Source organism: Micromonospora sp. CPCC 205546 (assembly GCF_036902715.1).
GTDB lineage: Bacteria > Actinomycetota > Actinomycetes > Mycobacteriales > Micromonosporaceae > Micromonospora.
Genome location: NZ_JBAKHL010000014.1, coordinates 21,280 through 33,303, shown reverse-complemented (window position 1 = coordinate 33,303; position 12,024 = coordinate 21,280). Strand labels below are relative to the sequence as shown.

11 protein-coding genes and 2 pseudogenes are annotated in these 12,024 nt (G+C 71.0%); 4 read left to right on the top strand and 9 right to left on the bottom strand.

Features of this window, described 5'->3' with window-relative positions; all coding sequences use genetic code 11:
• Positions 1 to 553: 553 nt before the first annotated feature.
• Both V6U77_RS10010 and V6U77_RS10005 read right to left on the bottom strand, forming a co-directional pair.
• Positions 554 to 988, bottom strand: a pseudogene (locus V6U77_RS10010) (transposase); the annotation flags it as partial.
• Positions 972 to 1,553: a DinB family protein gene (locus V6U77_RS10005; protein WP_334605973.1), complete on the bottom strand. Its 582-nt coding sequence runs from the start codon at positions 1,551 to 1,553 to the stop codon at positions 972 to 974. The pseudogene V6U77_RS10010 and the gene V6U77_RS10005, both read right to left, overlap by 17 nt.
• 193 nt (positions 1,554 to 1,746) lie before the next feature.
• Between V6U77_RS10005 and V6U77_RS10000 the strand changes: the two genes are divergently transcribed.
• The 3 genes and pseudogenes from V6U77_RS10000 to V6U77_RS09990 all read left to right on the top strand — a co-directional run.
• Entirely contained in the window at positions 1,747 to 2,613 is an 867-nt protein-coding gene (locus V6U77_RS10000; protein WP_334605972.1) for an aldo/keto reductase, read from the top strand.
• A 65-nt stretch (positions 2,614 to 2,678) separates the two neighbouring features.
• Positions 2,679 to 3,947: an MFS transporter gene (locus tag V6U77_RS09995; protein WP_334605971.1), complete on the top strand. Its 1,269-nt coding sequence runs from the start codon at positions 2,679 to 2,681 to the stop codon at positions 3,945 to 3,947.
• A gap of 175 nt (positions 3,948 to 4,122) precedes the next feature.
• Positions 4,123 to 4,482: pseudogene (locus tag V6U77_RS09990) on the top strand (hypothetical protein); the annotation flags it as partial.
• 178 nt (positions 4,483 to 4,660) lie between these two features.
• Here V6U77_RS09990 and V6U77_RS09985 read toward each other — a convergent pair.
• Genes V6U77_RS09985 through V6U77_RS09960 form a run of 6 tightly spaced genes read right to left on the bottom strand, consistent with a single transcriptional unit; the run spans position 4,661 to position 9,738 of the window.
• On the bottom strand, positions 4,661 to 5,959 hold the full coding sequence (locus tag V6U77_RS09985) for an SDR family oxidoreductase (protein ID WP_334605970.1): 1,299 nt from the start codon (positions 5,957 to 5,959) through the stop codon (positions 4,661 to 4,663).
• Positions 5,960 to 6,016: 57 nt separating this feature from the next.
• A complete protein-coding gene (locus V6U77_RS09980) occupies positions 6,017 to 7,540 on the bottom strand; it encodes a long-chain-fatty-acid--CoA ligase (RefSeq protein ID WP_334606029.1) in 1,524 nt (507 codons plus the stop codon).
• 26 nt (positions 7,541 to 7,566) lie between these two features.
• A complete protein-coding gene (locus tag V6U77_RS09975; protein ID WP_334605969.1) occupies positions 7,567 to 7,818 on the bottom strand; it encodes an acyl carrier protein in 252 nt (83 codons plus the stop codon).
• Between the two features lie 2 nt (positions 7,819 to 7,820).
• Positions 7,821 to 8,093 carry an acyl carrier protein gene (locus V6U77_RS09970; RefSeq protein WP_334605968.1) on the bottom strand — a complete coding sequence of 91 codons (273 nt, stop codon included), beginning with the start codon at positions 8,091 to 8,093 and terminating at the stop codon, positions 7,821 to 7,823.
• Positions 8,090 to 9,124 carry a hypothetical protein gene (locus V6U77_RS09965; RefSeq protein WP_334605967.1) on the bottom strand — a complete coding sequence of 345 codons (1,035 nt, stop codon included), beginning with the start codon at positions 9,122 to 9,124 and terminating at the stop codon, positions 8,090 to 8,092. The genes V6U77_RS09970 and V6U77_RS09965 overlap by 4 nt, the downstream gene beginning before the upstream one ends.
• Positions 9,097 to 9,738, bottom strand: a complete 642-nt coding sequence (locus V6U77_RS09960; RefSeq protein WP_334605966.1) for a hypothetical protein — start codon at positions 9,736 to 9,738, stop codon at positions 9,097 to 9,099. Before V6U77_RS09960 ends, V6U77_RS09965 begins: the two co-directional genes overlap by 28 nt.
• Positions 9,739 to 9,991: 253 nt before the next feature.
• Here V6U77_RS09960 and V6U77_RS09955 point away from each other — a divergent pair, with 253 nt between their 5' ends.
• Complete coding sequence (locus V6U77_RS09955) at positions 9,992 to 11,047, top strand: FAD-dependent oxidoreductase (protein WP_334605965.1); 1,056 nt, start codon at positions 9,992 to 9,994, stop codon at positions 11,045 to 11,047.
• Between the two features lie 84 nt (positions 11,048 to 11,131).
• Here the strand turns inward: V6U77_RS09955 and V6U77_RS09950 are convergent, their stop codons facing one another.
• Positions 11,132 to 12,007: a TauD/TfdA dioxygenase family protein gene (locus V6U77_RS09950; RefSeq protein WP_334605964.1), complete on the bottom strand. Its 876-nt coding sequence runs from the start codon at positions 12,005 to 12,007 to the stop codon at positions 11,132 to 11,134.
• Positions 12,008 to 12,024 lie beyond the last annotated feature (17 nt).

The following is a 12,024-nucleotide window of genomic DNA, read 5'->3' as shown; positions in this document are numbered from 1 at the left end:
CGGCGGGGGAGTCGCCTTCGGTGGCCTTCACAGAGCCCGTCAAGAATGCGGAACAGGTCTCCGGTCGGCGCGCCGTCATGACAACTCCTCTCATCCGTTCTCGCTTGCGACATAGAGAAGGTAGCGAATGCGTCGACCTCTTGCCAAGGGGTTGACCGTCGTTCATTAGTGGACGTGCAGCGGAAGTCCATGGGAATGCGAGGTGGTCATGAGGAATCCTCCAGGAGACGGCGTCAGGTGGGCCCAAAGGCGGCCGGGAACCGGCTCCGAACAGGAAATTACCGGCCGGTGGACGGGGAATTGGTCGCTTGGTGTGCACAATCGTTTATGGCGAGGGCGGGCGCCGCGACGATCCCATTCGTGAAGCCCGTCGCCATTCGTGGCCACGCTGCGCATCGACGCGTTCGGCCCTAAGGCGTGTTTCATGAACCGGTCAGAGCCACTCAGTGATGATCGTAAGTTAGGACGGCGTGGAGGCGGACTGCCAGTTTCTCGTAGCGGCTGGCGACGCCGCGGTTGCTGCGGCTGGTGTAGGCATTGTCGGCCAGGACCAGGTCGGGGCCCCGCCCCGAGAGCGGCCCGGCGCACGATCGGCCGGCTCGTCGTGCACGCCGCCGGGCGGTTCCTTCTGCAGATGCCCGTCGGTGCGGGCGCCGGCGGCGTGTTGGTGGGCGCGGCTGGTCATCGAGTCCACGCTCATCGTCCAACCGATCCGGCCCTGCGCATCGCCCGCGGCCTGCAACGCCGACAGGATCTTGTCCCAGGTCCCGTCCCGCTGCCACCGGCGGAACAGGCCGTGGACGGTGGGCCAGGGCGCGTGCTCAGCCGGGACGTCCCGCCATGGGGCGCCGATGCGGATCCGCCGCCGGATCCCATCAATGAGCTGTCGTTTCTCCCACTTCGGCGGACGACCTGTCCTCGGCGCGGCAGGCAGCAGCGGAGCCAGAGCAGCCCACTGCCCGTCGGTCAGGTCATGCCGCCTCGTCAGCCGTCCTGGTGGCCTGCTCGACCTTCGCGCAGTAGGCTGCACGGGCTTCCTCGTCGATCTGGTTCTCGTGTTCGGCGCGCAACCCGGTTCGGCCGTCGAGGCCCTCGCGCAGGATATCGGCGTGCCCGGCATGCCGGATGGACTCGCCGAGGACATGGACCATGATGGCGAACAGGTTCGTGTCGGCATAAGGCTCCGGCCACCACGGCACGTGGCCGGGGGCGTCGAGGGGAAGCGCGTTGATCGTCGCGTCCGAGTGTTCCCACGTGCGCCGGTAGAACGCGATGATCTGATCGCGGGTCTCGTCCTCGGTCGCCCACAGATCGCTGCCGTTGGAGTCCTGCCACCGGGGCAGCGGTTCCGGGGAAGGGCGGTCGAAGACCTCGCCGAAGTACCTGGCCTCGACGGTGGCCACGTGTTTGACCAGGCCGAGGAGGTTGGTCCCGGTCGCTGTCAAAGGTCGGCGGGCATCGTATTCGGGCAAGCCGTCGAGTTTCCAGAGCAGCGCCTTGCGGTCCCGCCGCAGTCTCCCGTGCAGGTTGGCTTTCGCGAAATCATCGATCATGCGGCACGAGCCTGCCATGGGTTACTCGTGGTCTCAAGATCCCGTACGTGGTCCGCAACGAGTCCTCGGTATGAGATTGGGACTCCACCGGCGGAGCGCTTCCTACGATAGATAAGTTAGCAGTGATCTTGCGCGAGCGGTATCGGGCGGGCGACCGACTGCGCAGGTCAGCGGCGGTGGCTAGGTTCGCCCAATGCCCATTAGCGTGATCACTGCGGCGTCCGCAGGCACCTGGACGCTCGGCGACCTGACTGTCAACCGAATCGGATTCGGCGCGATGCGCCTGACGAGCACCGGCAGTGCGGCGAGCGACCGCGACCGGGCGGTCGGTGTGCTGCGCCGGGCGGTCGAGCTCGGTGTGAACCACATCGACACGGCGGCGTTCTACTTCTCGCCGCTCCGGTCGGCCAACGAGATAATCAACACGGCGCTCTCGCCGTACGTCGACGACCTGGTCATCACCACGAAGGTCGGGCCGGGCCGTGACCCCTCGGGGGAGTGGCTGCCGCTGGCCCGGCCGGATGAGCTGCGCGGGCAGGTCGAGGAGAACCTGCGTCAGCTCGGGCGCGATCATCTGGATGTCGTGAACCTGCGCCAGCACGGCCTGGAATCGGTCGCGGAGCACTTCGGCGCGCTGGCCGACCTGCGCGAAGCCGGCCTCATCCGGCACCTCGGCCTGTCCAACATCCGCCCGCAGCACCTCGCGCAGGCACTGGCGATCGCCCCGGTGGTCTGCGTGCAGAACCCGTACGGCGTCGACACCCGACGCATGCACGACCAGTTCGTGCGCACCTGCGGCGAACAGGGCGTGGCATTCGTGCCGTTCTTCGCGATCGCCGGCGACGCGCGTGAGGCCGGCGGCGTGGCCGCCAACACGGCTGTGCAGGCCATCGCACACGCGCGCGGCGTGACGCCGGCGCAGGTGCGGATCGCGTGGACCCTCAGCCGCGGGCCGCACCTGCTGGCCATTCCCGGCACCAGCAACCCCGACCACCTGGTCGAGAACCTGGCCGCCGGGGCGCTGGTCCTGTCCACCGATGAGCTGGCCAGCCTCGAGTAGCGGCGCGCCGGAGGGGCAGAGCCCTGCCACGAGTCCACCGTCATCGACGAGAGGCCCCCGTCACTTTGCAGACAGCGACGACGTCGATTCCCCTCCCGCCCCCGAACAGTTCCTGGCTTGTTGCCCGAGGACTCATCCCCGCTCACGGCCCTCGGCGCGTTCTGGCCGTCGCGACCTTCATCAACATGCTCGGAAGCGGCCTCTTCATGGCCAGCGCCGTGCTCTTCTTCACCCGCTCCGTCGGGCTCCCCCTCACGCAGGTCGCCCTGGGCCTGGGCGCCGCCGCACTCGTCGGGACGGTCGCCGGGATCCCGGCAGGGCATCTCGCCGATCGGCGCGGCCCGCGCGAGATCTATCTGCTGACTCTGGTCATCCGAGCCGTCACCACAGCCGCCCTGGCCTTCGTCCACACGTTCTGGCTGTTCGTCGTCCTGGTCTGCCTGACCCAGCTCGCCCACTCGGCCGGCGGGGCGTCTCGCGGCCCGCTGGTGCGCGGCTTCGGCGGCACGAACCCGGCCCCGTACCGTGCCTATCTTCGTTCGGTTGCCAACCTCGCCGGATGCTGCGGAGCCCTCGCCGCCGGCGTCGCAGTGCAACTGGACACCCGCGCCGCCTACCTGGCCCTGATCGCCGGCAACGCGATCAGTTTCGTGGCATGCGCCGCCATCATCGCCCGACTGCCCTCGCTACCGCCGATCCCGGCACCCCAGATGACCGGGCGCTGGATCGCACTGAAGGACAAGCCCTACATGGCAGTCACCGTGCTCGACGCCATCATGGGAGTTCAGGGCCAGGTACTGGTCTTCGCACTGCCGGTGTGGATCATCTCGCAGACCAACGCCCCGCGCTGGTTCGTCGGGATGGCCGTGCTGGTCAACACCGCCCTCGTCGCGGCGCTCCAGGTCAGAGCCAGCCGGGGGATCGACACCGGTCCAGCGGCGGGACGGGCCATACGTCGCTCCGGGTGGGCGTTCCTGATCGGGATGGCCCTGATCGCCGCCACGTCGAATATGCCCGGATGGCTCGCCGTCACGGTGATGACGCTGGGGGTCGCCGCGCACACCGTCGGCGAGCTCTGGCACGCGGCGGGCTCGCTCGAGCTGCAATTCCGACTCGCGCCTGCACACGCACAGGGGCAATACACGGGAATCTCCGGGCTCGGCACGGGCCTTGGCAACGTCGCCGCCCCTTCCATCCTGGGTCTGCTCTGCATCGCCTGGGGCGCCCCCGGCTGGCTGCTGATGGGCGGCATCTTCGTCGCGGTCGGGCTCGCCGCACCGGCGGTCGTCCGGTGGAGCGCGCGAACACGTCCAGACCCAGCGGAGGCCGTCTAGGGGCCAGCGACCCGGCACCGCAACCGAACCAGCCGGAGGCTGACCGAGCCCAGCGCGGCGGCCAGGCAACACAGCGGGAGCTGCAGCGCCGCGAGATCCGGACGACATGAGGCCTGCGTCGAAGTCCGTGTGACGGCCTGAGTTGGCTGACGGTCTCATCAGCTGCCGAAGATCGAAACCAAGGACCCGCCCGGACCGGGTCCTAGCCGAGTCCTGGCCGCAGAGATCCTCGCCGGCCGCCGCGTTCAAGGCGTACACGTCGAAAGTGAACCGGGCCCACCTGCGCCGCCGCGGCATCACTGCGACCATCCCCAGCAAGGCCGACCAGGACGCCCACCGGCGGGCCAACGGGGCCCAGGGTGGCCGACCGCCGGCCTTCGACCCGCACCTCTACCAGCAACGGCACGCTGTCGAATGCGGCATCAACCGGCTCAAGCGCAACCGGGCCGTGGCCACCCGCTTCGACGAGCTCGCCGTCCGCTGCGAAGCACGCTTCACCTCGCTGCCATCAACGAGTGGCTGTGACGGACTTTGATGCAAGCCCTGATTCGGCCGCTCGACGCGATCGTCGGCCGCGTCGAGCTGGCGACGCTTTCTCAGGGCCGGGTGACCGGGGCGCAGGCGCAGGCGGCCGGTCGCCCCCGGCAGTGGAAAGCAGCCGGCCGCTGCCCCACCCTGAGGGGAAGCGGCCGGCTGCCGGGAGAGGCGGGGCGTCAGACCGCCCCGACGGGGACCGGCTCGGGGGCGGGAGCCGGAGCGGGGACGCCCGCGCCGACGGCGACGGGAGCCGGCGTCTGCTCGGGCAGGTACCTGCCGAGCTTGCGGATGCGCCTGGCGTTGTTCTCCATGACGTCGATGGACGGCAGGTCGGCGTCGATCCGCACCGTCGTCGGGTTCGACGCGGCGGTGTGGATGTTGTTCAGCAGGGTGTGGAACGAGCGCGGGAAGAGCGAACTGACGAACTTCGACTGCTGCCGGCCGCGCCGGATGCTGGCCACGGGCTTCGACCAGTCGACCTGGCCGAGCCGGAACCGGTGCTGCCGGACGAGTTCGCGGCGGAACGTCGTCCACGGCACCAGCTTCAGCTTGAACCGCTCGGCGATCTCCTCGGTGGTCACCGGGGTCACCGGGTAGCTGATCACCCGCGGGGCGGCCGACAGGGCGTTGGCCACCACCGAACGGGCCAGCACGTCGCCCGCCACGACCGGGCTGGTGACATCCGAGTCCCAGACCATGCCGAGCTGCAGGACGTGCGAGATCATGTTCCAGAACGAGTACTCCATCCCGGGGTCCTTGAACCCGGTGCTGGGACCACCCAACGCGAACGGCGCCTGGTAGATGTGGATCGGCACGCCGTCGCGGTTCGCCCGCAGGCTGATGTGCTTGACGACCCACTTCATCCGGCTGTAGCCGGTGTAGAAGAAGCTGTTGCGGTAGAAGTCGCGCCACTGCTGGTAGACCTCGCTGCCGACCGAACCGATGACGTGCAGCGTCTTGAACCGCTTGCGCAGGCAGAACTCGGCGAGCCGCAGCGTCGGCAGGACCTTCTCCTCGCGGTACCGTGAGTAGGGGTAGTCGTGGGTCGTCGCCCCCGCGGCGTCGATGACCACGTCGACCTCGGCGAGCAGCTCGTCGTAGGCGGCGGGGGCGAGCCCCATCGCCGGCTCCAGGTAGCTGCCCTCCAGGACCGTCAGCTTCCCGGTGTCGGGCAGCTCCATCTTGTACTTGCGCAGCTGCCGGGCGATGCGGTCCTCCCCGGACTTGTCGCCCTTGGGGCGCACCAGGGCGTAGACCGTCGCGACCCGGGCGTCGCCGAGCAGTTCGCGCAGCATGTGCATGCCGACGTATCCGTTCGCGCCCAGCAGGAGCACGTTCCTCGGCTCGTCGTCGCCACGGCGCGGAAGCCTCTTCGCGACCGCCCGCGGGTCCTCCGAGTAGGCGAGCGAGATCCGGTTCGGGTTACCCGTCGAGAGGGCGATGCGGTCACTGTGGTGTCGCAGGGAAATGTGCATGGGTCCGCCTTTGCATGGGAGTGAGGGTCGTGGAGCCAAGAGGGACCGACCGGGCCGTCAGGCCACGCGCCGGTCCAGGTGCCGCCAGAACCTTTCACGCAGCTCTCGTCGGAGGAGCTTTCCGCTGGGGTTGCGGGGCAGCTGGTCGACGAACTCGAAGCTCGCCGGGATCTTGAAGTCGGCGATCCGTCCGCGCAGGAAGGGCGTGAGATCGCGTGCGGTCGCGGGCTGGTCGGGGTGGGTCACCACGAAGCAGTGCACGACCTCGCCCCAGTGCTCGTGCGGCACGGCGACGGCGGCGGCCTCGACCACGCCCGGGTACGCGCAGACCGCGTTCTCGATCTCGGCCGGGTAGACGTTCTCGCCGGCCACGATGATCGTGTCCTTGATCCGGTCGCGGACGAACAGGAATCCCTCGTCGTCCACGTAGCCGGCGTCGCCGGTGTGCAGCCAGCCGTCGACCAGGGTCGCGGCGGTGGCGTCGGGCAGGCCCCGGTACTCGATCATCCGCGCCGGGGTCGACAGGCAGATCTCGCCGACCTCGTACGGGGGAAGGAGCCGGCCCGTCCCGTCGATGATCTTCACGCCGAAGCCCGGGTACGGCCGGCCGGCCGCCTGCATGCGCGGCCCGCCGACGACGTGTTCCGCCGGCGGCAGGCAGACCGCCGTGTTGCCGCTCTCGGACAGGCCGTAGATCTGCGCGAACTCGCAGTCGAACATCTCGATGCTGCGGCCGAGCAGCGCCTCGGAGATCGGCGACCCGCCGTAGACGATCTTGCGTAGCGAGACGAAGTCCTCCCGCCTGGGCCGGGGCGGTGCGAGCATCATCTGCAACTGGGCGGGTACGACGCACGCCGTGGTGACGCCGTGCCGCCGGATGAGACGGACCGCCTCGTGCCCGGCGAACACCCGGACGGACACGTTGGTGACGCCCGCGCTGAACCCCTGGATCGACCACCAGAGCCCACCGATGTGGAAGCCCGGGATGCCGATCAGGCTCACGTCCTCCGGCCGCCAGTCGATCCAGTCCAGGCCCTCGGAGGCGAGCGCGTCGCGCACCGCGAAGAAGCTGCGGTGGGCCAGTACGACACCCTTGGGGTTGCCCGTCGTGCCGCTGGTGTACACCTGCGCCAGCGGCTGCTCCTCGGTCCAGGACGGGTCGAGGTCGCCGTCCTCGTCGGCCTGCCAGTCGGCGAAGCCGGCCAGCGGCACCACCTCGCGCAGCTCGGGCAGGTCCGGCCGCAGCGACTCGACGGTCTCCAGGAGGTCCTCGTCACAGAAGAGCACCGTGCTGCCGGAGTCGCGCATGATGTGGCGGATCTCGCCGGCGCGCAGCCGCCAGTTGATGGGGACCAGCACGGTGCCGGTCTTGGCGCAGGCGAACAGGACGTCGTAGTAGTGCTCCGACTCCTTGCCGAGGTAGGCGACGCGGTGCCCGGCCGTGACGCCGGCGCGTCGCAGGGCGTGCGCCGTGCGGTTGCTCGACCGGTGCAGCCCGGCGTAGCTGACCGTACGGTCCTCGCAGTGCACCGCCGGGTGGTCGGGTCGCTGCGCCGCGTGGAAGGCGACGACGTCGTGCACCGTGCGCAACCGCGGGTGGTACGCCCTCATCGGCCCGTGCCCTCCGCGACCGGCAGTGTCTCCTCGAGGAACCGCACGATCGCCGGACCGGACGCCAGGGCAGGCAGCAGGTTCGGGTCGATCTCGATGCCGAACGCGTTCTCGAGCGCCATCATGAGCTGGATCTGGCGCAGCGAGGTCCAGCCCTCCACGGTGTCCGGGTCCAGTCGCTCGGGCAACTCGTCCGGTGCGACGCTGAAGACCGACGCGATCACCTCGCGGACGCGGTTCTGCAACATTGCTACTCCTTGGGTGTCGCGCCGAGGCCCTGCCCCGGGGTGAAGAAACGTCGCGTGATGCGGGAGATCGTGCGGAAGTCGTCCGTGCTCACCTCGTCGAGGGAGATCTCCGTGCCCAGCTCCGCCTCGATCAGGTAGAGCAGCTCGACGAAGTGCATCGAGTTGAGGACCCCGGTGTCCACGAGGTCGTCGTCGACCCCGACGGAGTCGATGTCCGGACACCTGGCGCGCAGGAACGCGGTGAGGAACTCGGGGACCGCTCCGGTCGTACTCATGGCCTCTCCTCGGGGCGCGTCGGTGCGGGCAGGATCTTCGTGGTGACCCGGGCCGCCGCCGGCTCGCCCGCGCACCGGTGCTCGGCCACCACCCCGCCGGTGGACAGGCCGGTCGGGATGAGCCGGTTGGTGCGCAGCGCGACGGCAGGGTCGCGCAGCAGCGGGTTGGTGTCCCGCACGGTGGCGGAGAACAGCGCGAAGACCGGGTCGACGACCTTGGTCGCCCCGTCGGCGTCCTCGACCTCCACCCAGGCGTGGACCAGGTCGAGCATGCCGACCACCCAGCCGATCCGGGTGACCGCCGGGATGCCGGCCCGGAGGCAGAGCTGGGCGAGGTAGCGGCTCGCCGAGTCGCAGCTCGCCACGCCGTGCCGGGCCACCAGGTCGACGTCGTCGCGCAGGGCCTCGGGCAGCTTGACCCAGCGCAGGTCCATGGCGGCGAACTCGGCGACGATGGCGCGCAGCTCGGGGGAGCGCAGCTCGGCCCGCTCACCGCGGGTGTGGACGGTGGCGGTGACGGCCAGCTCCGAGCCCGTGCACACGACGGTGTCGCCACTGGGTGCGGCAACGCCCCAGGCGGGTTCGACCGTCAGGTCGTGCACCGCGCCGCCGCAGCGTTCGGGGCGCGGCAGGGCCAGCATGCTGGTCGGCGCCGGACCGCACGCCTCGGCGCCGCACGCGACCCGCAGCGCGAAGCGGGAGGCGCGGGGCGCGAGCAGATCCTCGGTCGCCGAGCGCATCCACCGCAGCGAGTAGGCGAAGGCCTGCTCCGGCACGGTCGTGCCGGTGCCGGAGTGCAGCGCCAGGTTGAACAGGTCGCGCGAGTCGAAACGCTCCTCGCCCGGGTCGCCGCCGGCGGGGAGCCCACGGTCCAGCAGGATGGACAGCGTGCGGTCGTCGCAGCCGAGGAGCTGTCGTGCCGAGGCACGGTCGACGTCGTCGAGCCGGTGCTCGGACGGGACCGCGAAGAGCGTGTCCAGCCCCCGGCACAGTCCGGCCGCCGTCACGACCGTGCCGCCCGGTCGCGCCACATCGTCCTGATGACGCTGCCGGTGCTCAGCACGTACTCGTCCACCGACGTCCAGCCGAGCATCTCGTTGATCTGCACCTGCTCCGGGCCGGCCGAGGTCTCCAGGTAGCCCGGCAGGCCGAGGGCCTCGGCACGCGCCTGGCCGGCGCGCATGAGGACGTAGCCGACACCGACCGAGTCGACCCGGCGGCCGAGCACCGCGAACCACACGTGCGGGCGGTCGGGGCGCATGCGGTCCAGCGCGTTGGAGATCCGGACCGCCTCCACCACGGCCCGCGGCCCGGCCAGCAGGCACGCCACGGAGCGCAGCGCCCATCCCCACCACGGCGTGGTGCGCTCGTCGCCGTAGAGGACGAGGATCCCGTCGAGCCGGTCGGCGCGGTACGCGGCCAGCGTGATGCCCGAGCTCATCAGCTGGGCGATCACCAGCTCCGCCAGGTAGAGGGCGGTCAGCGCCGACCTGCGCTGCCACCGGGGCAGCGATCCGGCCGCGGCCCAGATGGCGCCGTCCTCGTACGCCTCGGCGAGCAGCCGCGCGCCCGCCCACAGTTGCCGCCACGGCAGGTCCCGGACCTCGAGCCGGGGCTCCGGCCGCGCGATTGTCTGACTGTTCACATTGCACCCCACGTCCGGACGGAAGCCCGCTGACCTGGGTGAATCTATTGGTCGTGGGTAATCCGCCAGTAACAAGCAGGCCCCTCCGGCGGTGTGCGCGCCGATGCCCGCCGGAGCGACGGCGCCACCCCGCGGCGCGGGCTGCGTGCCGGCTGCTCCCTTCCGGCGGGTCGGTCCGGATGCGAGACTGGGTCGTGTCGCCAGACGACGTCGGGAACCCGCCGGAGCACCAGCGCGCCGCGTCGGTGCCGTCGTGATCGGCGGCCACTGGGAGGTCGTCGTGGTCGGCGGCCGGATCGCCGGGGCGTCCACCGCCTGGGCGCTGGCGCCCTACGCGCAACGGATCCTCGTGCTGGACGCCTCGCGGCCCACCGCGTTCTGGCCGCAACAGTCCACCTGGGATCGCGACGGCAATCTCGCCTGGGCCGAGCTCGGCCTGCTGGAGACGGTCCTGGCCTGCGGCGCCCCGCGCACGTACGGCGACACGCAGCGCATCGGCGAGGACGTCGTCGAGCGGGTCTACCCGCGCGTGGACGCGTACTCGTACCGGATGAGCGTGCCCCGTGAGGTGCTGGACCCGGCGCTGCTGGCCGCCGCACGCAGCCGGGGCAACGTCACCGTGCTGCGCCCGGCCCGGGTACGGGACCTCACGATCGACGCGGGCCGGGTACGCGGGGCGACCGTGCGCCACGGCGGCGTGGACAGCCGGGTCACCTGCGACCTGCTGGTGCTGGCCGACGGCCGGCTGTCGCACAACGCGCAACGGGTGGGGGCGGGCGCCTACCGGGTCGTCGAGTCGCCGTGGTTCGCCCTGCTGGCGTACTACGAGAACCTGCCGCTGCCCACGGACCGCTCGTACTTCTCGCTGCAGGACCGCAGCGTGCTCATCTCGACGCCCTGCGGCGACAAGCAGTGGTGCGTCGCGCTGGACCTGCACCAGAGCCTCATCGACGAGACCGGCCGGCACCCGGCGCGCTCGTACGAGCGGATGGTGCGCGACGACCCGCGCCTCGGCCCCGCCGTCGCCGTCGGCCGCCGGAGCACGTCGATCGGCGGCGCCGGCCGGATGCGGATGCTGCGCCGGCCGATGAGCGGGCCGGGCTGGTGCCTGGTCGGCGACGCCGGCTACCACCTGGACCCGGTCACCGCGCAGGGCACCCGGGCGGCCCTGGTCACGGCCCGGATCCTGCGGGACCGCGTCGCGGGGGCCGGCCGCGTCGTGGGCGCGGACCTGACCGGCCTGACCGACGAACGCGACGCCGCCCTGGAGGCCGACTGGGCCTACACCGAGCAGATCGTGCGCGGCTGACCGACGCCCGAACGCCCGACGCCCGAACGCCCGTTGCCTGGCCCGGACGGTGCCCGGACCGGCCGGCGGGGGGACGCGCGCCGGCTACCCGGTCGGGCGGCTGCCGTTGATGGTCACCCGCTGGCCGTAGCGGGAGTGCGGGTAGTAGTCCCACACGGCGTGGTGCTGGGTGCAGCGGTTGTCCCAGAACACCAGCGTGTTCGGCGTCCAGCGCACCCGGCAGCTCAGGATCGGCTGCTGCGCGACCCAGGCGAAGAGCATGTCCAGCACCGCCCGGCTCTCCGGCCGGGACAGCTGCACGATGTGCGAGGTGAAGCCAGCGTTGACGAAGAGCAGCGGACGGCCGGTCTCCGGGTGGCGTACGACGACGGGGTGCTCGCTCTTCGGCACGACGTACTCCGGTGGCGGGGTGTGGCCCTGCCACGGGATCAGGCCGTCGTGGACCGCGGTCAGCCCGTCGAGGAAGGCCCGCATCGGCGGGGAGAGCATCTCGTACGCCAGGTGCATGTTCGCCCAGAGGGTGTCGCCGCCGACGCCGATCTCGGGCGTCCGGGTGACGTAGAGCATCGAGCCCAGCGACGGCTCGGCCTCGGCGGTGCCGTCGGTGTGCCAGTCCTCGCCGGCCACGAAACGCGACTCCCGGCCGGCGCTGATCTCGAGGACGGCCGGGTCGCCGCCGTCGAGGTCGGCGAGGGGCTGGCGGCGCAACTCCCCGAAGTGACCGGCGAAGCGTTTGTGGTCCTCGGCGGAGAGCACCTGGTCGCGGAAGACCAGCACGTGGTGGGCGAGGAAGGCGCGCCTGACCTCGGCCAGCTGCGCGTCCGACAGGTCGGTCGCGAGGTCGAGGCCGGCGACCTCGGCGCCGATCACCGGGGAGATGGGCGTGACGGTGATGGTGTCGTAGCGCTCCGGCGGGCGGGTCGTGGCCCGCTCGACGGCGGCGAGGACGTGCTCTTCCATGCGTTGCCTCCTGGATT